Here is a 20,782-nt window from a genome sequence, read left to right on the forward strand (position 1 = left end):
CAATCGTCTATATTACATTACTCTTCAATGCAACATCTTCTATACTGGTAAGTTTACTTGCTAAAACCTTCATATCTTCACGTATCTTTTCATTAGTTATACGTAGGCTCGGCAAACAACGCCTTTCCGCTTTACAGCGGTAGGTTTTCGTTTGCCTGCCCCCGAACCGTACTTACACGTCTCCATGTATACGGCTCTCCATCTGTAACATCATCTTACTTGACACATCTCTGGATTTTTGCGTTACACTCCGCACATACAACCAAAGTCTTTCTGTGCATGTAGAGCATTTTGCGTTCCCAGTCATTTTTACCTTTTAACTCTTTGAGTGTGCGGACATGGTGCATTACCACTTCTCCGTGCTTGCCACATAGTTCGCACGTTTTTGTTGTAAGCCTTTCTATCAGACTCAACGATGGCGTTTTGAACATGTACGGCAGATTGTCACTTGGGGCTGTTTCACAATCCGTTTTACGGGCATACCCCTCATTATAGAATACCCTGTACTTGGTTTCTCCTCCCTTGTTTACAAAAGGCACTGCAAAGAGATTGTCCTTGCGGTATCTTTCAATGACTTTTCTCACTGACATATTCAGCTTTTGAGCAAGAGTTTTGTACATGGAGAACTTCATAATACAGCCGAAAGAGCGTCCCAAAGCCGATGCATTGTTTGCTATTGAGTAATAGTTGTAGAACCCTCGTATTTCGGTATTAAACTGAGATACAATCTCGTGCGCTTCATTGTCAATCATATAAGTCCTGCCTTTTGACACCCATGTCTCCTTGCCGTGTTTGGTGACAACTTTCATGGCTTCGAGGCTGAGCAGCTTGTTCTTGATTACTTCTCTTGAAACGTGCAATATCACGTTCCCATTGAAGTATCTGCGCACTGTTCCGTTACTGTTTCTCTTTGTGGCATAGTCTTTACGGACATATATTTCGTAACCCAAAAATTTTGCGCTGTCTTGTGCATTTGTAATCAAAGTCTTTTCCTGTGACATCTCCAGTCTTAACTTTTCCTGCATAAACTTAGTGATGTCAGCTTTGATTCTCTCACATTCGTTTTTCGTTCCGATAACTCCGATAAGGAAATCATCGGCATAGCGCACGTATTTCAACCTGCGAAAGTTTACATCCATATCATTGCCACTTGGCATTGTAAGTATCAGCTTCTGCTTTTCGTGCAGTTCTTCTACCATCCTTGTTCTTACGTTTACATCCTCTACTTCATTTATCCTACGTTTTAGGTAGTGTACTCTGCTGTTGAGTTTGCAAATATCCTTGTTGCGGCTTCTTGCTGTCCCTTTATTGAATTTGTTGGCATATTCATCCATGTACTTATCGAACTTGTCTAGGTATATGTTTGCCAAAATAGGGCTTATGATACCACCTTGCGGTGTCCCTGAATAAGTCTTGTTGAATTGCCACTCTTCCATGTACCCTGCATTGAGGAATTTCCGTATCAGACGAAGAAATCTGTCGTCTGCTATTCTGCCTTTCATTATTTCTATCAGCACATTATGGTCTATGTTGTCAAAGAAGCCTTTTATATCTCCCTCAATGAACCATTTTGCACCGTTGAAATTGTTTTGTAGACTTTTCAGTGCTGTGTGGCAGCTTCGGTTGGGTCTGAAACCGTGCGATGTCCACTCAAAGTGTCCCTCATATATGGCTTCAAGCACCATTCTTACTACCTCTTGAACCAATTTGTCTTCAAAAGACGGTATTCCTAGCGGACGCATCTTCCCATTCTTTTTCGGAATGTAAGTTCTCTTTGCAGGATTGGGACTATAAGTCTCATCCTTTATACTCTCTATGAGTTTGTTTATCCTGTCAATGCTCATTTCATCCTCAGTTTTGCCATCTGTGCCGGGTGTCATGTTGCCCGGCTTTGCACACATACGTTGGTAGGCGACAAAGAACATCTGTTCATTGAATAGAATACGGTAAAGCCTTTCGTATTTATACTCGGGCTCATTGCTGTGTCCAGCTAAAATGTTTAATACTTGCTCTGGATTTCTCATACGTCTCTCACGTTTTCCGTTGTTTGTATTAAAGTTACAGACTACTTCCCTTCGCCATGTACAAGGCTTTCCCTTGCTCGGACTACTACGGAAGTTCCGTTACCATATCGGATATTCAAAAGCTTTCTTTATAGCTGTTTGTTCCAGCGTTCCGACTTAGGTAATCCCCAGTTAGTTCTCTTAATAACTATTAGCACGACATACTGTCGGATGCGACTTTCGTTCTTGTCCGCTTATTGCGGCTGTGTCATAGTCGGTTCTTTATGCTCTGCACTAACGCACAAAATAGGCAGAGTACTATGAAACAACGTATGTATAATAGTCTTCCGTTGTTGCAAGATTTGGTACCACTGAACTATCATTCAACCAATCAAGGCTTCATCCTTATGTATGTCTTTTCGTCTTGCCCCTCAGTCGCCACCTGACTATTAGTGGACTTGGAGCTTTAATCAGTATGCTACACTCCCCATCGGGTTTCCCCTTTGGATAAACTGATTGACGATAGGATTATATCGAACCCAATCCTAACTTCTTGCTAAAGAAGTATTTATTAAGCGACCATTCTGGGCGCACGCGCGTATATTTGGGTAGTCTTTATATTCGTATGTCCTAATAATTTAGATACCGTTTCAATCGGCACACCTTTAGACAATGTGGTTGTTGTCGCAAATGTGTGTCTTGCCAGGTGAAAGGTAATATTTTTTTTAATTCCACACAAATCAGCAATCTCTTTCAGGTAAGAGTTTGCTTTCTGATTGCTCAATACAGGTAACACACGATTGTTTTTTAACTTTCCTTCGTATTTTTCCAATATCGCCAGCGGAATTTTCAGAAGTGGAAGGTTTACCGGAGTGGCAGTTTTCTGACGATGTAGCTTCAACCATTTGCTACCGTCAAATGATGTACAAATGTTTTCTTTTTTCAGGTTATAAACATCAATGTAAGCAAGCCCCGTAAAGCACGAGAATATAAATATGTCCCGTACCTGTTCCAGCCTTTGTGACTGAAAATCCTTTTTCAGAATGCGTTCCAATTCTTCTTCCGTCAGATAACCGCGGTCCACAGCTTTCATGTGGATATGATAATTGGCAAACGGGTCAACTGTTATCCATCCGTTATTTTTGGCTATTAAAACAATTTTACGGAATATCTGCATGAACTTTCCTGTCGTGTTTTCATTACATCGGCTCACTGTTCTTAGATAGAACTCAAAATCTGTCACAAACTTATGGTCTATTTCCCGAAGCGCTATATCTGATATTCTATATTTTACTTTCATGAACTCTTCCAACCGCCTGTAAGTTCGGTCATATTTCACAAGAGTAGCAGGAGCTTTACTGATGCCGCAAAGTTTTTCTGCATCCTCATTGTGTTGTTTGAAAAGCTCCAGTAAGGTCTGTTGCTTCACCTCATATCCGAGAAAAGCGTTTCTTACCTTCTCGGCAGTCACAAAGGAATCCCTTGATTCTATATAGCGGTAGTGGTTGTTCAATGCGGTACGTATGTCATCAAGCATGTTGTTCACCTGCCTTGCTTTCGCTCCGTTCCCTGACAAACGTCCCAGTTTGGTGTCCCACAGACGAGGCTCCACATCCAGTTTTGAACTGAATTGTGACATTTCCCCGTTTACGGTGATACGAATCATAATGCTCGCCTTACCTTCTTTGTTCACGTAGTTCTTTCTCAGATAGAAGAGAATTTTGAATGTACTTTTGCTCATAACTGTATCTGTTTTATATCCTTCGTTACAATCGTTACACAATGTCACAAAGGAAAGGTTATTAATTGAATTATGAGCAGACAAAATTGAGACAACAGCGGACAAATCAGTGAGTTAGCATGAAAATCGTTACAATAATCAGACGGCAATTTTTCTGTAACGATTTGGTAACGGAACTTTGTCCGAAGTGGGCTATTTGATGTCCTTGGATTGGCACTTGCAATCGAGTAGGAGGAAAACGAAGTAGTTTTCTTCCTACTTTCGTTTTCCGACCTCTCACACCACCGTACGTGCCGTTCGGCATACGGCGGTTCTTTACTATGGATGCCTTTCGTATTCTTCGAAAGACACTTCCACGACATCTTCTTCAACCATCCATTTGTAGGTCTGCGCTCCTTTATACCCTTCGGATTCCGTCCTATCTCTTTAAAGGTAGCCCAATACTTCTGTTTTGGTTTTATGCATTCGTTCCAACAAACGGTAGTTTTCAGTTATGCCGTTTAAATAAAGTTTGGTCCTTCCCTATAGGCATACATGCCTTGGGTACTACGACCTCTGCTGACTTCTCACGGCAAGCTTTACTCCATCATGGTACTTCGAATCATTCATCCTCACCATATGTCCGTGAGACCTCCTCGGATAAGGGTATTAACTTTCAATCTTATGTCTGCTCCATTTACACTAACCGTCCCGAATAGCTATAGGGCTTTAGTTTGTTTCGCAACCTTACCCACGGTCATATGCCTTATATGAAGTTTCTGTTCGTCAGACCAGATGTTTGCCGCCAGCTTCTTTCAGATTCCAACTCGCGATGGACACCCTTGCTTTTGGCTGTATGATTCCCGCTATTAGGGCTCATTGGGGACTTGCACCCGTTAGCTAATACTCATGCCGAGCATACGAATACAAAAAAGTCCACAATTCATTGAAATTGTGGACTTTGTCGCTTTCAGACTCTCAGTTGTCCTTGAGTCTCAGCGGTGCGTACGGGACTCGAACCCGTGACCCCATGCGTGACAGGCATGTATTCTAACCAACTGAACTAACGCACCATTATTTTTATTCTTAATTTTGCTATCTCTCTCGATTGCGGTTGCAAAGGTAGTACATTTTCCTTAATCTGCAATAGTTTGCTTGTAAATTCTTTATTTTTTCTCACCAACAGACATGCTTAAAAGCCTAAATATTGCACATTTTAGAGAAAACTTGTTACAACCAGATGCATACAATGAACTTTTTGTCAGAAATATTAGGAAGTTCACAATATTTCGTTACTTTTGCAAAAATACAAATAAAATAAAAGAATGAATGTAGCTATCATAAAATACAATGCTGGCAATATATTTTCCGTAGATTATGCCCTACGCCGTCTGGGAATAACTCCTGTCATAACAGCAGACAAGGAATTGCTGCTAAAGGCAGACAAGATTATTTTTCCTGGAGTAGGAGAAGCACGCAATACCATGCAATATTTACGGGATAATCAACTTGACAGACTTATAAAAGAACTGAAACAACCTGTATTGGGAATTTGTCTGGGCATGCAGCTGATGTGTAAACATTCGGAAGAAGGAAATGTAGACTGTCTGGGTATATTTGATGCTGAAGTAAAACGTTTCCAACCTCTAAAACATGAGGACAAAATTCCACACATGGGATGGAATACAATTTCACATACCAATAGTGATCTGTTCCGGGGGTTCAACCGCGAAGAATATGTCTACTTCGTACATAGTTACTACGTTCCTCTGAACGACTGCACGGCTGCTCAGACAGACTACATTCTGCCTTACAGTTCTGCATTGCATAAAGATAACTTTTATGCAACACAGTTTCATCCTGAGAAAAGTGGTAAAAACGGAGAAAGAATTCTCACAAATTTTCTCGATTTATAAACATTGTTCTCCAACGATATAAATAATATTATGATAGAATTTATTCCTGCCATAGATATCATTGACGGAAAATGTGTACGTCTTTCACAAGGTAAGTATGACTCACAAAAGGTATATAACGAAAATCCGGTAGAAGTTGCCAAGGAATTCGAAGCTTACGGAATAAGCCGCTTGCATGTAGTCGATCTGGATGGAGCAGCTTCACATCATGTAGTAAATTATCGAGTTCTTGACAGAATTGCAAGTCAGACATCTTTGATAATCGATTTCGGAGGAGGTGTAAAAAGTGATGAAGATCTTGTCATTGCTTTCGACAACGGAGCTCAGATGGTTACATTGGGAAGCATAGCCGTAAAACAACCCGAATTATTTTGCCAGTGGTTAGAAAAATATGGTGAAGAGAAAATAATACTCGGAGCCGATGTAAAAGACAACAAGATAGCTATTAGCGGATGGAAGGAAGAGAGTACTCAAGAACTAATGCCGTTTCTTAAAAACTATATAGAAAAAGGTATCAACAAAGTGCTCTGTACTGACATTAGCCGCGATGGAATGCTGGAAGGTCCCTCTACTCCACTTTACAAAGATATTATGGCTGCCTTTCCCGATATACATCTGATAGCAAGCGGAGGCGTAAGCAATATTGATGATATTCTGAAGCTACACGAATCAGGTATACCTGCTGTAGTTGTAGGAAAGGCTTTGTACGAAGGTAAAATTTCACTGAGAGAGTTAAGCCGTTATCTTTAAATAAAATAGTACAATATATATGTTAGCAAAACGAATTATCCCATGTCTGGATATCAAAGACGGACAAACCGTAAAGGGAACGAATTTTGTAAATCTCCGACAAGCCGGTGATCCTGTAGAGCTAGGAAAGATATACAGCGAACAAGGGGCTGACGAACTGGTATATCTGGATATAACAGCCAGTCACGAAGGACGAAAAACCTTTACCGACCTGGTAAAACGTATTGCCGCACATATCAGCATACCTTTCACGGTGGGAGGAGGCATCCATGAATTAAGCGATGTAGATTGTCTGCTCAGCGCCGGAGCTGATAAAATCTCCATCAATTCTTCGGCTATCCGCAATCCACAGTTGATAGATGACATAGCCTCTCACTTTGGCTCTCAAGTATGCGTAGTAGCAATCGACGCCAAGCAAACAGCAGACGGGTGGAAATGTTACCTGAACGGCGGCAGGAAAGAAACGGACCGGAATCTTTTTGAATGGGCTCGGGAAGCCAATGAACGCGGAGCAGGAGAAATATTGTTCACAAGTATGGACCATGATGGAGTAAAAAACGGTTACGCCAATGATGCCCTGTCCCAACTGAGCCAAATACTGACCATTCCCGTCATCGCTTCGGGAGGAGCAGGAAGCAAGGAGCACTTTAGAGATGCTTTTACTATCGGAAAAGCGGATGCAGCACTAGCCGCCAGCGTTTTTCATTTCGGTGAGATTCCTATTCCCGAATTAAAAGCATACCTTTGCAAAGAAGGAATCAACGTTAGAGTTTAACTTTAAAATATATAAAATATGGATTTAGATTTTGAGAAGATGAACGGACTTGTTCCTGCCATCATTCAAGATAATTATACCCAAAAGGTACTGATGCTGGGATTCATGAATGAAGAAGCATACAATAAAACAGTGGAAACTGGAAAAGTCACATTCTTTAGCCGCACCAAAAACAGATTATGGACAAAAGGTGAAGAAAGCGGTAATTTCCTGCATGTAGTTTCCATTGCGGCCGACTGCGACAATGACACGCTGCTGATAAAGGTAAATCCTGCAGGACCAGTTTGTCATACAGGAGCAGATACTTGTTGGGGTGAAAAGAACGAACAGGATATTATGTTCCTGAAAGAGTTGCAAGACTTCATCGACAAACGTCATGAAGAAATGCCTGAGAAATCTTATACGACAAGTCTTTTCAAATCGGGAGTCAACAAAATGGCTCAGAAAGTAGGCGAAGAAGCAGTAGAAACAATCATCGAAGCATGCAACGGAACAGACGAACGCCTGATTTATGAAGGAGCCGACTTGCTTTATCACCTTATCGTACTGCTGACATCGAAAGGTTACCGCATTGAAGATTTAGCACGCGAATTAAAAGAACGCCACAGCGAAAACTGGAAGAAACATTGATTTTATGGAAGACCAACCACTCATAAGTTATAAAAATGTAGATATCAACCAGCAGGAGCTAGGCATACTGAACAATGTAAACTTTGAACTGAAAAAAGGTGAGTTCGTCTACCTGATAGGAAAAGTGGGTACCGGTAAGTCGACTTTCCTGAAAACCATATACGGTGAACTGGATATATGCGAAGGAGAAGCAACTGTATTGGGTTACGATATGCGTACCATCAAGCAAAAAAATATTGCCAGCCTACGACGGAAACTGGGCATCGTATTTCAGGATTTCCAGCTTCTGACCGACCGTACTGTATACGATAATCTGGATTTCGTACTGCGTGCTACAGGCTGGAAGCAATTTTCAGAAAGAGAAAGTCGCATTGAAGAAGTATTACGTCTGGTAGGCATGGAAAACAAAGGCTACAAGATGCCAAATGAACTCTCAGGCGGCGAACAGCAGCGTATCGTCATAGCACGTGCAATATTGAACAAGCCTGAAATAATCCTGGCTGATGAACCTACCGGAAACCTGGATGTAGAGACAGGCAGAAACATCGTCAAATTGCTTCAGGAAATATGTACACAGGGTACGGCTATCATCATGACAACCCACAACCTGAACCTTTTAAGCGAGTTTCCAGGAAAAGTATACTGTTGCGGACAACATCAGTTGCGCGAAGCAAGTGAATACTAAAAAAGACAAATTGTTAGAGATTTTATTATCATTATTAAAAAGAACCATAAAATATTCGTATCTTTGCGCCCAAAAGAAAGAGTATTTTATAGAACAATTAAAATTCGAAACTAGAAATGAAAGTCTTAAAGTTTGGAGGAACATCAGTAGGCTCTGCACAGAGAATGAAAGATGTTGCCAAATTAATTACTGATGGCGAGCAGAAAATAGTAGTATTGTCTGCAATGTCGGGTACAACCAACACACTGGTTGAAATTTCGGATTATCTATACAAGAAAAATCCCGAAGGAGCAAACGAAGTAGTCAATAAGCTGGAAGCAAAATATAAACAGCATATTGATGAACTTTTCTCTACCGAAGAGTATAAACAGAAGACTCTGGAGTTCGTAAAATCGGTATTCGACTACATCCGATCTTTCACAAAGGATATATTTACACTGTTCGAAGAAAAAGTTATTCTTGCACAGGGAGAAATCATTTCTACCAACATGGTAACTAATTATCTCTGCGAACAAGGCGTGAAAGCGGTTTTGATTCCGGCTTTGGAATTTATGCGCACAGACAAAAACAGCGAACCCGACTTAAACTACATCCGCGAGAAATTGGCTTTACAGCTTGAAGCAAATCCTGGACAGGAAATATATATTACACAAGGATTTATCTGCCGCAATGCTTACGGAGAAATAGACAACTTGCAACGTGGAGGTAGTGATTATACTGCTTCTCTTATCGGTGCAGCTGTAAACGCTTCAGAAATCCAGATATGGACTGATATTGACGGAATGCACGATAATGATCCGCGCGTGGTAGACAAAACTTCTCCGGTACGTCAGCTTCACTTCGAAGAAGCTGCAGAACTGGCATACTTCGGAGCTAAGATTCTGCACCCGACTTGTGTGCAACCTGCCAAATATGCTAATATTCCGGTACGTCTGCTCAACACAATGGAACCAAGTGCACCGGGTACACTTATCTCAAACGAAACTGAAAAAGGTAAGATTAAAGCTGTTGCAGCAAAAGACAATATCACTGCTATCAAGATCAAGTCAAGCCGTATGTTACTGGCTCACGGTTTCTTGCGTAAAGTATTCGAAATTTTCGAAAGCTACCAGACACCCATCGATATGGTTTGTACCTCTGAAGTAGGTGTATCGATGTCTATTGACAATACCAAACATCTGAATGAAATCGTAAACGACCTGAAGAAATATGGTACTGTAACCGTAGACCATGACATGTGTATCGTTTGCGTTGTGGGAGATCTGGAATGGGAAAATATCGGATTTGAAGCAAAAGCTATCCAGGCAATGCGTAACATTCCTGTACGTATGATTTCGTTTGGAGGAAGCAATTACAACATTTCGTTCCTGATTCGAGAATCGGATAAGAAGACAGCACTGCAATCATTAAGCGACGTTTTATTTAATAATAAATAATCATCAAAAGAAAACGGATGATACGGTTATATTCGAATCGCATCGTCCGTTTTTTTTACAACTTAATTCTTTACAGTATATGAAAGGAACATTTCCCATCAATAAATTCCGCGAACTGGAAACCCCGTTTTATTATTATGATGCAAACCTGCTGAGAGATACGTTAAACGTAATCCGTACAGAGGCTGCCAAATACAATAAGTTTTGTGTGCACTATGCAATTAAAGCTAATGCTAATCCAAAGGTGTTGAGCATTATCCGTGAGCATGGACTGGGAGCAGACTGTGTAAGTGGAGGTGAAATTGCAGCAGCAATCAAAGCAGGATTCCCAGCAAGCAAAATTGTGTATGCAGGAGTCGGGAAAACCGACCGTGAAATAAACCTGGGACTAGATCACGACATTTTCTGCTTTAATGTAGAGTCTGTTCCAGAACTGGAAGTAATCAACGAACTGGCAGCAGCAAAAGGAAAAATTGCCCGAGTAGCTTTCCGCATCAATCCGGATGTCGGCGCACATACCCATGCCAATATTACCACCGGACTTGCAGAGAACAAGTTTGGTATCAGCATGCAAGACATGGATAAGGTGATAGACCGTGCACTCGAAATGAACAATGTGAAGTTTGTAGGCTTGCACTTCCATATCGGTTCACAAATTCTGGATATGGGAGACTTTGTAGCTCTGTGTAATCGCATAAACGATTTGCAGGAAAAACTTTACGCACGCCAGATCATCGTAGAACATATCAATGTCGGTGGTGGACTTGGTATAGACTATGCTCATCCGAACCGCCAGCCTATCCCCGACTTTGCTGATTATTTCGCTACTTATCATAAACATCTGAAGCTGCGTCCGCAACAGACATTACACTTCGAATTGGGACGTTCTGTAGTAGGTCAGTGCGGAAGTCTTATCACTAAAGTTATCTACGTAAAACAGGGAACAAACAAACAGTTTGCTATTGTCGATGGAGGTATGACCGACCTTATCCGTCCGGCTCTCTACCAGGCTTATCATAAGATAGAGAACATTACTTCCGAAGAACCGAACGAAACTTATGATGTAGTAGGTCCTATCTGTGAATCATCTGATGTTTTCGGCAAAGCTATCGACCTGAACCGTGTGAAACGAGGCGATCTTATCGCACTCCGTTCTGCCGGAGCTTACGGTGAAATTATGGCTTCAGGCTATAACTGCCGCACATTGCCTCAGGGATACACTTCCGACGAATTGATTTAAGAAAACGGAAGGTAACTAAGAAAAAAGTTTATATTCTTTATAAAAAACTGCATACTAACCCAGGTATGCAGCCGTTTTTACCCCTTCATACGCTGACTGGTATGAAGGGGTAAAATTTTATACAGCCATAGAAAGACGTTTTTCAGGGCATAATATCAGAAATCCAACTACTTTTATTAATTTTGCAACCTAAAACGTATAAAAACAAACATTTAAAAACGATATAGAAAAATGGAATTAGCAAGTAAGTACAATCCCGCTGATGTGGAAGGGAAATGGTACCAGTATTGGCTGGACAATAAACTTTTCAGTTCTAAACCCGACGGACGCCAACCGTATACCGTCGTGATTCCGCCGCCAAACGTAACCGGAGTGCTCCACATGGGACACATGCTTAACAATACCATTCAGGATATTCTGGTACGCCGCGCCCGTATGACTGGCAAAAATGCCTGCTGGGTTCCGGGAACAGACCACGCTTCTATTGCAACAGAAGCTAAAGTAGTAAACAAACTGGCTCAACAGGGTATAAAGAAAACCGACCTTACCCGCGAAGAGTTCTTGAAACACGCATGGGCATGGACCGAAGAACACGGAGGCATTATCTTGAAGCAGCTCCGTAAACTGGGTGCTTCATGCGATTGGGACCGCACTGCTTTCACAATGGATGAAAAACGTAGCGAAAGTGTTATTAAAGTTTTCGCTGACTTATACAATAAAGGGTTGATTTACCGCGGTGTACGTATGGTAAACTGGGACCCGAAAGCTTTGACTGCCCTCAGCGATGAAGAAGTTATTTACAAAGAAGAACACAGTAAACTTTTCTATCTGCGCTACAAAGTAGAAGGCGATCCGGAAGGCAGATATGCAGTAGTAGCTACTACACGTCCTGAAACAATTATGGGTGATACTGCAATGTGTATCAATCCAAACGACCCGAAAAACCAGTGGCTGAAAGGTAAGAAAGTAATCGTTCCGCTGGTTGGACGTGTCATTCCGGTTATCGAAGATGACTATGTAGACATTGAGTTTGGTACCGGTTGTCTGAAAGTAACTCCGGCACACGATGTAAACGACTATATGCTGGGAGAAAAATACAACCTGCCTTCTATCGATATTTTCAACGACAACGGAACTATCAGCGAAGCTGCTGGTATGTACGTAGGCATGGATCGCTTTGATGTTCGTGAACAGATTGAAAAAGACCTGGCTGCTGCCGACTTGCTGGAAAAGGTAGAAGCTTACACCAATAAGGTAGGTTTCTCTGAACGCACCAACGTAGCTATCGAGCCGAAACTTTCTATGCAGTGGTTCCTGCGCATGCAGCACTTTGCAGACATGGCTTTGCCTCCTGTAATGAACGACGAACTGAAGTTCTACCCTGCTAAATATAAAAATACATATCGCAACTGGTTGGAAAACATCAAAGACTGGTGTATCAGCCGTCAGTTGTGGTGGGGTCACCGTATTCCGGCTTATTACTTGCCAGAAGGTGGCTTTGTAGTAGCCGAAACTCCTGAAAAGGCTTTGGAACTGGCTAAAGAAAAAACCGGCAACCAAAATCTGAAAGTAGAAGACTTGCGTCAGGATGACGACTGTCTGGATACTTGGTTCTCTTCATGGTTGTGGCCTATCTCACTCTTCGACGGTATCAACAATCCGGGTAATGAAGAAATCAAATACTACTATCCTACCTCCGACCTGGTAACTGGTCCGGATATCATTTTCTTCTGGGTAGCACGTATGATTATGGCCGGCTATGAATACATGGGCGATATGCCGTTTAAGAATGTATATTTCACCGGTATCGTACGCGATAAGATTGGACGCAAGATGTCAAAATCATTGGGTAACTCACCCGATCCGCTGGATTTGATAGAGCAATATGGTGCTGACGGTGTACGTATGGGAATGATGCTTTCTGCACCTGCCGGAAACGATATCTTGTTCGACGATGCACTGTGTGAACAAGGACGTAACTTCAACAACAAGATATGGAATGCTTTCCGTCTGGTAAAAGGCTGGCAAGTAGCCGACATCGAACAGCCGGAATATGCTAAGCTGGCAACCGAATGGTTCGATAACCTGCTGGTTAAGGTTTCTGCCGAAATGGACGACTTGTTTAGCAAATATCGTTTGAGCGAAGCGCTGATGCTGGTTTACAAACTGTTCTGGGATGAATTCTCAAGCTGGTATCTGGAAATGGTAAAACCTGCATACGGTCAGCCTATCGACAAAAAGACATACGAATCTACATTACATTTCTTCGATGTTCTGTTGCGTCAGCTTCATCCGTTTATGCCATTCATTACAGAAGAATTGTGGCAGCATATTTACGATCGCAAACCGGGAGAAAGTATCATGGTTGCTCAGCTGGAAACTTTCTGCGGTCGTGACTTACAGGCAGCCAACGAACTTTGCAATGCATTCGATCAGCTGAAAGAAATCATTTCAGGTATCCGCAACATCCGCTTGCAGAAAAACATTGCACAGAAAGAAGTACTCGAAATGCTCGTACTTGGAGAAAACACTCAGCTGATGGCATATGCAGAGGTTGTGAAGAAGATGGCAAACCTCTCTGCTGTAACTGTAGTAGAAAGTAAGCCAGAAGGTGCTGCTTCATTCATGGTAGGTACAACAGAATACTTCATACCGCTGGGTAATCTTATCGACGTAGAAGAAGAACTGAAGAAGCTGGAAGCAGACCTGAAGTATCAGGAAGGATTCTTACAGAGCGTATTGAAGAAACTGAACAATGAAAAATTTGTAAGCAAGGCACCGGCAAACGTTATTGAAATGGAACGTAAAAAACAAGCTGATGCTGAAACTAAGATTGCCGCATTGAAAGAAAGCATTGCTGCACTGAAAAAGTAAATTAAATACCCTCTATAATAAACTTGAAGCAGGAATACATCAAACCTGCTTCAAGTTTTTTTATTCCCCATTCATTTCCTCAGATAAACTCCTTTCAGCATACTGCTATAAAATAAATTCCAGCCATAAACTCCTGTATAATCAGAATTTTGGATATATTTGTGAAAACGAATAACCCCAAACTTTTAAGCATGAAAGCAAGTTTATTTTATACAGGCCTTATTTCTCTGTGTTCCATGATATTCTCCTCCTGTGGCGTAGGAATACCTATTCAGAACAAAGCACCTCAGAATAACGATACATATACTATAAGTTACCTGTTCGAACACGATGGAGTAAAAGTTTACCGTTTTTATGACATGGGAAATTATGTATACTTTACCACAAAAGGCGAAGTAACCAGCATAAACAATGACTCGACAGCCCAACGGACCATCGTCGTACCCAAAGATAATCTGATAATAGCACCTAAAGAAACGGGAAAATAAAAATCTCTCAGAATTAGCGCTGATGACTGAGCTTGACAATTTCTCCCAGTTCAGGAAGCAGAACGGGCATATCTCGCTTACGAGCTTCTGCTGCAAAGACATGAGGAGGATCGAACAAAGGCTCGTCTGAAAGATCGAACGTACCGTAATGCATCGGTACGGTGATACGGGCATTCATATCTGTCGAAGCTGTAAGTGCATCATAGGGTGATATATGATTAGGCTTCATAAACCAACGCGGCTTATACGCACCTATTCCTATCATGCAATAATCGATATGTGGAAACAGTTCCGGAAGTTCGCTGAAATGACGGGCATATCCTGTATCACCACTGTTGTAGATTGTAATACCATCGGCTTCTATCATAAAAGCCCCCCACAACCGTTCTCCCCCATCGTTTACTCCACGCTTGCTCCAATGCTGTGCCGGCAGAAACGTCAATCGCAAGTCGCCATCACGATGCTGTTGATACCACGCAGCCTCAATCACTTCCATTGTCGGGAACCAGCTCTTTATCAAAGCACCCGTACCAATACCACAAAACAGTTTCATCTGCGGATTATCGGCAAAAAGACGAGCCACACTCGGTTTGTCCAAATGATCGAAATGATCGTGGCTGATAAGCAGATAATCAATATTAGTAAATATGGAAGGATTGGCAGGAAACTGGCTTCTACGCTTTACGAAAGGAATACTTCCATATACAGGATCTATCATAAAACGCTTTCCTCCTACCTGCAGGAAAAAAGAGTTATGACCAAGCCATATCAATGTATTACCCACTACAGCATCCAAAGAACGAAGAAAATGAACCTTCGGATTCCATTTTATCGTTCTTTTTTCCTTACGCTGCGGATTGGGGGAAAAACGCCATTTAAGCACACTACCCATTCCCGGACGCCAGCGATGCTGACGATTGAAAAACTTCCCCTTAACAATTGGATTTCCTCTCCAACGGGGATTAATCGTATGCAGACGCTCATTTTTACGAAAGGTAATGCGCTCCCCCATAGTATTAAATTTGATAAGTCACCGATATTTTTTCTAGAAGCAGATAGATTTACTGATTATTTTTCCAGCAAATCTTTCAAGAAGGCATCCAGTTCTTCATCAAGTCCTTTCAACAACTCATCGCTTAGCAATAAAGTGTCCTCATCGTCTATAAGCAAAAGTTCCGAAACAGTTTCCTTTTCTTCATCTACTAGTACAAACGAATAAGGCTTCATCAGGCAAAGCTTGTCCAGACCTTTTTCATTTTTCAATGCTGTAACTTCCGCACGGAGCAATGGCTCGACTTCTGTATAAAAGTCTTCTCCATCATAATCCACCCATTCAGCAATAACGGCACGTGCCAGTTCTTCATCATCATCGTTGAAGACAACTAGTTCTCCGCTATCTTGTTTTGGCTGCAAATGAATATCTGTTACTACCGAACTATCATTTTTCACAGCATATCTGCTGAGAGCTTCTTCCAGAGCAGAAGCTATAGAAGCGTGCGACTGTTCACTAATGTTCATCATGTTTATCGAATTTTATTACCTCAAATGTACAAAAAAAATCTTTCGCGCAACAGATAATACTAGAATTTGTTTCCAAAACGGCCCATTTGGGCATTTAAATAAGGAAAATCTTTCGACCTTTCTGCCAACTGTGCGGCATAAAACTTCCACACTGCTTCTTCGTCTGACCCGGCAGTTACTCGTTTTTCAACCTCTTTCATCCATTTTTCAGCTTGAGGTAAGTCACCTTGCATTTCAGAAGCCAAAGCCAGATTAAAAGCTGACTTTATTTTCAGCTTATTCGATTTGCTATGATCGAACAGTGATTTCCATAAATCGTATGCACCCTGCCAGTCGTTTTCTCTTACACAAACAGCTGCATCACGCATTTCTACACAACCACCGTCATAATATATACGTTCTGTTTGTTTCCAGTAAGGCACCAGCATCTGGGTAAGCATATATGCAGCATATGAAGCTGCTTCCTCCTGCATCTGCCTGTCTGAAGGAGCCAAGCCTGCATCCCACTGCAAACTGTCTGTTTTAGCAATCACCTGTATCGGTCTTTCACGCTCCGGTAGATAAATGCTTAAAACAGGAGTAACTTTTGCTTTAATAACCGGCCATGATGCAGCAATCCCCGGATAAACAAGTTCATCACGCTCAGTCTGGATACCGACCTGATCCAATGAAAAAATAAGGTCAGCATCAAGTTCACCAGCGAGTTGCTGCACTTCTTTCTGAGTAAGAATCCGTCTACCTGCAAAATGAGTATCATTTAAAGCCGAATCACAAATCATCACCTGATTAAAATATTTGGAATCGGCCAATGAAGAAGCCAGCATTTCTGCCGATTTCTTACCATTTCCATTCATTTCTCCCAATGTCAGCAAAGTCCTTTTGGCTTCTGGAGTAGCAGGCATATTATTAACGACCGCAACATTTCTAACTCGTTCGGGAAAATTCACTGTAGCCGGACACAACTGATCGAACGTCAAAGTTTGTATCGAACTACACGATGCAAGGCAGCACATCAGTGCAACAGCACACAAAGTATATATTTTCATCATAGTCTATTTAAATAAAACTCTAACGAAACAAAGCTATAAAAAAGAATTTAAACGAAAAAATTTAGATACACATATTAAGATTTGTAACATCACTCATTAACAGATGACATTCAATACCAATAAACAAAAAAAATTCATCATCTTTTCAAGAAAACATCGTGATATTTTATTTTTTTCTGTACAAACTTTCATCATTTTTGTACAAATAAATAAGCATTTATCAGCACCAAAGAAAAATATTGTAGAGAGTATAAAGAAAAAAAGAATGTCATCCCACGAGTTCACACCCGAAGAATGACATTCTCAAACTTTATTTATTTCTCAGTCAAAACTTACACTTTATCACGTCCGTGGCAGTTTTTGTACTTCAAGCCACTACCGCAAGGACAAGGATCATTACGACCTACTGTTTTTTCAGCACGATATGGTTCCTGTTTTGCTTCGCGTGTATCACGTCCGGCTGCAGCCTGCTGGTCTGGATCATTCAAATCCTGCTTTTCTTCACGATACTGCTGACGAGGGCGTTCTGGTTCCGGAGCAGCTTCACGCACTTGCTGTGGTTCCTGAACAGGTATCTGTCCGCGCATCAAGATAGAAATCGTATTATTGTTGATCTTGCCAACCATATTATCGAACAAAGTAACAGATTCAAGCTTGAAAATCAACAGCGGATCCTTCTGTTCGTAGCTTGCGTTCTGTACAGAATGTTTCAATTCATCCAGTTCACGCAGATTTTCCTTCCATGCATCATCAATAGTGTGAAGCAAAATAGCTTTTTCAAAAGCCTTCACGATAGCCTTAGATTCTGTTTCGTATGCTTCTTTCAAGTTTACAGAAATATTATACATACGCTTGCCATCGGTGATAGGAATCATAATGTTTTCATACATATGTCCCTGTGCTTCGTACACTTGCTTAATTACCGGATTAGCTATAGCAGCCATACGTTCCGTTTTACGCTTAAACAATGTCATAGCTTCCTGGAAAGTCTGTTCTGCCAAATCCTCTTTCTTCTTGTTACGGAAGTCTTCTTCACTGAACGGAGTCTCCATAGCCAGTGTCTGAAGAATTTCCATCTTCACATCTTCGTAATCAGGTTGTTCAACAGCATTGACACAACGATCCCAAATCATGTCGACAATATCCATACCGATACGTTCACCCATCAAAGCATGACGACGCTTCGTGTAAACTACGGTACGTTGCTTATTCATCACATCATCGTATTCAAGCAGACGCTTACGGATACCGAAGTTATTTTCTTCCACTTTCTTCTGGGCACGTTCGATGGATTTGGAAATCATGCTGTGTTCGATCATTTCTCCTTCCTTGAATCCCATCTTATCCATCCAGTTAGCAAGACGATCGGAAGCAAACAAACGCATCAAATCATCTTCCAAAGATACAAAGAATACAGAAGAGCCCGGGTCACCCTGACGTCCTGCACGACCACGCAACTGACGGTCTACACGACGTGATTCATGACGTTCTGTACCAATGATAGCCAAACCTCCGGCAGCTTTAACTTCCGGACTCAACTTAATATCAGTACCACGACCTGCCATGTTAGTAGCGATAGTTACAGTCGAACTCTGACCAGCCTTCGCTACAATGTCAGCTTCTTTCTGATGCAACTTCGCATTCAGGACATTATGTTGAATCTTACGCAAAGTAAGCATCTTACTCAACATTTCAGAAATTTCGACTGAAGTAGTACCTACCAGTACTGGACGTCCTGCCTGAACCATCTTTTCGATTTCTTCGATGACCGCTTTATATTTTTCACGCTTAGTCTTATATACACGGTCGTTCATGTCAATACGTGCAATCGGACGGTTAGTCGGAATTACCACAACATCCAGTTTATAGATATCCCAGAACTCTCCTGCTTCTGTTTCAGCAGTACCGGTCATACCAGAAAGTTTGTGATACATACGGAAGTAGTTCTGCAAGGTGATAGTAGCGAATGTCTGAGTAGCAGCTTCAATCTTAACACCTTCTTTCGCTTCTACAGCCTGATGCAAACCGTCACTCCAACGACGACCATCCATAATACGTCCTGTCTGTTCGTCAACGATCTTAACCTGTCCGTCCATTACAACGTAGTCAGTATCCTTTTCGAACATGGTATATGCTTTCAACAGCTGGTTGATGGTGTGAACACGTTCTGACTTAATAGCAAAGTTAGTAAGCAGTTCGTCTTTCTTTGCAAGCTTTTCTTCATCGCTCAGTCCTGTTTCATTTTCCAAAGCAGAAAGTTGTCCTGCAATATCAGGCAAAACGAAAAGAGTAGGATCCTGCGAATTACCAGTAATCAAATCAACACCCTTATCTGTCAAATCTACACTCTTCAGTTTTTCGTCGATTACGAAGTACAACGGCTCTACCGCTTCCGGCATACGCTTGTTGTTCTGTTCCATGTAGATTTCCTCTGTCTTCAACATACCAGCCTTGATACCCGGCTCACTCAGGTATTTAATAAGTGGCTTATTCTTAGGTAATGCTTTATGGCTACGGAACAGAGCAAGGAAACCGGCCTCTACATCTTCTTTCTTATCAGAAGCAATCAGACGTTTTGCATCAGCAAGATATTGAGTAGCCAATTTACGCTGTGCCTCTACCAGACGTTCTACCAGCGGACGAAGTACTTCGAACAACTGTTCATCGCCCTTAGGAACAGGACCTGAAATAATCAACGGAGTACGTGCATCATCAATCAATACAGAGTCCACCTCATCGACAATTGCGTAATTGTGCTTACGCTGTACAAGATCTCTAGGGCTGACAGCCATATTATCACGCAAGTAGTCGAAACCAAATTCATTATTTGTACCAAATGTAATATCTGCCATGTAAGCACGACGACGAGCCTCAGAGTTAGGCTGGTGCTTATCAATGCAGTCTACGCTCAAACCATGGAACATATAAAGCGGTCCCATCCATTCAGAGTCACGCTTAGCCAAATAATCGTTCACTGTGACTACATGTACACCATTTCCTGTCAATGCATTTAAGAATACCGGAAGAGTAGCTACCAATGTCTTACCTTCACCGGTTGCCATTTCAGCAATTTTTCCCTGGTGCAAAACTACACCACCAAACAGCTGTACATCGTAATGAACCATGTTCCAGGTCATTTCATTACCACCTGCAACCCAATGATTCTTCCAAATAGCCTTATCACCTTCTATACGAACGAAGTCTTTGCCCTGAGCAGCCAGATTACGGTCCATTTCAGTAGCAGTTACTTCTATTTCTTCGTTCTCACTCAAACGACGTGCTGTATCTTTCACTATTGCAAAAGCAGTAGGAAGCACATCATTCAAAGCTTTTTCATATTTTTCAAGAACTTCTTTTTCCAGCTTGTCTATCTGTGAGAAGATAGGCTCACGCTTTTCAATATCTGTAGTTTCGATAGTAGCTTTCAGCTCTTCTATCTTCTTGTTTTCTTCAACAGCTGATTCTTTGATATACTTTTTCAGCTCCTCTGTTTTCGCACGTAATTCATCGTGACTCAACTTAGCAATCTCCGGATAGACTTCTTTTACTTTATTCACCCACGGCTGAATTTCTTTCATATCGCGAGTAGCCTTATTACCAAAAAGTTTGCTTATAAATTCATTAAATCCCATTGTATATTGTTATTTTTATTATTTCTAATTGATTTATTTATTCGGTATTCCGACGCACAAAGA

16 protein-coding genes and 1 tRNA gene are annotated in these 20,782 nt (G+C 41.5%); 10 read left to right on the forward strand and 7 right to left on the reverse strand.

Going from position 1 to position 20,782, the window contains the following annotated elements; genetic code table 11:
- Nucleotides 1-215 precede the first annotated feature (215 nt).
- Both ltrA and ACDG22_RS13745 read right to left on the reverse strand, forming a co-directional pair.
- Nucleotides 216-2,024, reverse strand: coding sequence for a group II intron reverse transcriptase/maturase (gene ltrA, locus ACDG22_RS13740; protein ID WP_118047455.1), 1,809 nt, complete (start codon nucleotides 2,022-2,024; stop codon nucleotides 216-218).
- Nucleotides 2,025-2,574: 550 nt separating this feature from the next.
- Nucleotides 2,575-3,744: a site-specific integrase gene (locus ACDG22_RS13745; protein ID WP_270231176.1), complete on the reverse strand. Its 1,170-nt coding sequence runs from the start codon at nucleotides 3,742-3,744 to the stop codon at nucleotides 2,575-2,577.
- Between the two features lie 209 nt (nucleotides 3,745-3,953).
- On the opposite strand from ACDG22_RS13745, the gene ACDG22_RS13750 reads away from it, so the two are divergent.
- Entirely contained in the window at nucleotides 3,954-4,442 is a 489-nt protein-coding gene (locus tag ACDG22_RS13750) for a hypothetical protein (RefSeq protein WP_270666700.1), read from the forward strand.
- Between the two features lie 280 nt (nucleotides 4,443-4,722).
- Here the strand turns inward: ACDG22_RS13750 and ACDG22_RS13755 are convergent.
- A tRNA-Asp gene (locus tag ACDG22_RS13755) sits at nucleotides 4,723-4,796 on the reverse strand.
- 252 nt (nucleotides 4,797-5,048) lie between these two features.
- Here ACDG22_RS13755 and hisH point away from each other — a divergent pair.
- From hisH to ACDG22_RS13800, 9 genes are all read left to right on the forward strand, one after another.
- Nucleotides 5,049-5,639, forward strand: a complete 591-nt coding sequence (hisH, locus tag ACDG22_RS13760) for an imidazole glycerol phosphate synthase subunit HisH (protein WP_007566608.1) — start codon at nucleotides 5,049-5,051, stop codon at nucleotides 5,637-5,639.
- Nucleotides 5,640-5,669: 30 nt separating this feature from the next.
- Complete coding sequence (gene hisA / locus ACDG22_RS13765) at nucleotides 5,670-6,389, forward strand: 1-(5-phosphoribosyl)-5-[(5-phosphoribosylamino)methylideneamino]imidazole-4-carboxamide isomerase (protein ID WP_007566610.1); 720 nt, start codon at nucleotides 5,670-5,672, stop codon at nucleotides 6,387-6,389.
- 19 nt (nucleotides 6,390-6,408) lie between these two features.
- Nucleotides 6,409-7,164: an imidazole glycerol phosphate synthase subunit HisF gene (hisF, locus tag ACDG22_RS13770; protein WP_270230622.1), complete on the forward strand. Its 756-nt coding sequence runs from the start codon at nucleotides 6,409-6,411 to the stop codon at nucleotides 7,162-7,164.
- A gap of 18 nt (nucleotides 7,165-7,182) precedes the next feature.
- A complete protein-coding gene (gene hisIE, locus ACDG22_RS13775) occupies nucleotides 7,183-7,794 on the forward strand; it encodes a bifunctional phosphoribosyl-AMP cyclohydrolase/phosphoribosyl-ATP diphosphatase HisIE (protein ID WP_007566614.1) in 612 nt (203 codons plus the stop codon).
- A 4-nt stretch (nucleotides 7,795-7,798) separates the two neighbouring features.
- Nucleotides 7,799-8,479, forward strand: coding sequence for a cell division ATP-binding protein FtsE (locus tag ACDG22_RS13780; RefSeq protein ID WP_022126398.1), 681 nt, complete (start codon nucleotides 7,799-7,801; stop codon nucleotides 8,477-8,479).
- A gap of 116 nt (nucleotides 8,480-8,595) precedes the next feature.
- On the forward strand, nucleotides 8,596-9,915 hold the full coding sequence (locus tag ACDG22_RS13785; protein WP_007566617.1) for an aspartate kinase: 1,320 nt from the start codon (nucleotides 8,596-8,598) through the stop codon (nucleotides 9,913-9,915).
- Nucleotides 9,916-9,994: 79 nt separating this feature from the next.
- Entirely contained in the window at nucleotides 9,995-11,155 is a 1,161-nt protein-coding gene (gene lysA / locus ACDG22_RS13790; protein ID WP_007566620.1) for a diaminopimelate decarboxylase, read from the forward strand.
- Between the two features lie 231 nt (nucleotides 11,156-11,386).
- Entirely contained in the window at nucleotides 11,387-14,029 is a 2,643-nt protein-coding gene (locus tag ACDG22_RS13795) for a valine--tRNA ligase (RefSeq protein WP_270230623.1), read from the forward strand.
- Nucleotides 14,030-14,220: 191 nt separating this feature from the next.
- Nucleotides 14,221-14,517, forward strand: coding sequence for a DUF4884 domain-containing protein (locus tag ACDG22_RS13800; protein ID WP_007566626.1), 297 nt, complete (start codon nucleotides 14,221-14,223; stop codon nucleotides 14,515-14,517).
- Between the two features lie 13 nt (nucleotides 14,518-14,530).
- Here ACDG22_RS13800 and ACDG22_RS13805 read toward each other — a convergent pair whose 3' ends face one another.
- The 4 genes from ACDG22_RS13805 to secA form a co-directional block, all read right to left on the reverse strand.
- Nucleotides 14,531-15,529 carry an MBL fold metallo-hydrolase gene (locus ACDG22_RS13805; RefSeq protein WP_022126394.1) on the reverse strand — a complete coding sequence of 333 codons (999 nt, stop codon included), beginning with the start codon at nucleotides 15,527-15,529 and terminating at the stop codon, nucleotides 14,531-14,533.
- Nucleotides 15,530-15,585: 56 nt separating this feature from the next.
- Entirely contained in the window at nucleotides 15,586-16,035 is a 450-nt protein-coding gene (locus ACDG22_RS13810) for a hypothetical protein (RefSeq protein ID WP_040311807.1), read from the reverse strand.
- 62 nt (nucleotides 16,036-16,097) lie between these two features.
- The gene (locus ACDG22_RS13815; RefSeq protein WP_022126393.1) at nucleotides 16,098-17,087 is read right to left on the reverse strand and encodes a DUF6340 family protein; all 990 of its coding nucleotides are present in this window, start codon (nucleotides 17,085-17,087) and stop codon (nucleotides 16,098-16,100) included.
- A 332-nt stretch (nucleotides 17,088-17,419) separates the two neighbouring features.
- A complete protein-coding gene (secA, locus tag ACDG22_RS13820) occupies nucleotides 17,420-20,719 on the reverse strand; it encodes a preprotein translocase subunit SecA (RefSeq protein WP_007566639.1) in 3,300 nt (1,099 codons plus the stop codon).
- Nucleotides 20,720-20,782 lie beyond the last annotated feature (63 nt).

It is taken from the genome of Phocaeicola coprocola (assembly GCF_041333015.1).
Classification (GTDB): Bacteria; Bacteroidota; Bacteroidia; order Bacteroidales; family Bacteroidaceae; genus Phocaeicola; species Phocaeicola coprocola.

Excerpts from the sequence above, each read along its gene's own strand:
- ACDG22_RS13800 (WP_007566626.1), top strand. The coding sequence starts at position 14,221 with ATGAAAGCAAGTTTATTTTATACAGGCCTTATTTCTCTGTGTTCCATG.
- ACDG22_RS13780 (WP_022126398.1), top strand. The coding sequence starts at position 7,799 with ATGGAAGACCAACCACTCATAAGTTATAAAAATGTAGATATCAACCAG.
- ACDG22_RS13785 (WP_007566617.1), top strand. The coding sequence starts at position 8,596 with ATGAAAGTCTTAAAGTTTGGAGGAACATCAGTAGGCTCTGCACAGAGA.
- hisH (WP_007566608.1), top strand. The coding sequence starts at position 5,049 with ATGAATGTAGCTATCATAAAATACAATGCTGGCAATATATTTTCCGTA.
- hisIE (WP_007566614.1), top strand. The coding sequence starts at position 7,183 with ATGGATTTAGATTTTGAGAAGATGAACGGACTTGTTCCTGCCATCATT.
- ACDG22_RS13745 (WP_270231176.1), bottom strand. The coding sequence starts at position 3,744 with ATGAGCAAAAGTACATTCAAAATTCTCTTCTATCTGAGAAAGAACTAC.
- lysA (WP_007566620.1), top strand. The coding sequence starts at position 9,995 with ATGAAAGGAACATTTCCCATCAATAAATTCCGCGAACTGGAAACCCCG.
- secA (WP_007566639.1), bottom strand. The coding sequence starts at position 20,719 with ATGGGATTTAATGAATTTATAAGCAAACTTTTTGGTAATAAGGCTACT.
- ACDG22_RS13795 (WP_270230623.1), top strand. The coding sequence starts at position 11,387 with ATGGAATTAGCAAGTAAGTACAATCCCGCTGATGTGGAAGGGAAATGG.
- ACDG22_RS13805 (WP_022126394.1), bottom strand. The coding sequence starts at position 15,529 with ATGGGGGAGCGCATTACCTTTCGTAAAAATGAGCGTCTGCATACGATT.
- ACDG22_RS13810 (WP_040311807.1), bottom strand. The coding sequence starts at position 16,035 with ATGAACATTAGTGAACAGTCGCACGCTTCTATAGCTTCTGCTCTGGAA.
- ltrA (WP_118047455.1), bottom strand. The coding sequence starts at position 2,024 with ATGAGAAATCCAGAGCAAGTATTAAACATTTTAGCTGGACACAGCAAT.
- hisF (WP_270230622.1), top strand. The coding sequence starts at position 6,409 with ATGTTAGCAAAACGAATTATCCCATGTCTGGATATCAAAGACGGACAA.
- hisA (WP_007566610.1), top strand. The coding sequence starts at position 5,670 with ATGATAGAATTTATTCCTGCCATAGATATCATTGACGGAAAATGTGTA.
- ACDG22_RS13815 (WP_022126393.1), bottom strand. The coding sequence starts at position 17,087 with ATGATGAAAATATATACTTTGTGTGCTGTTGCACTGATGTGCTGCCTT.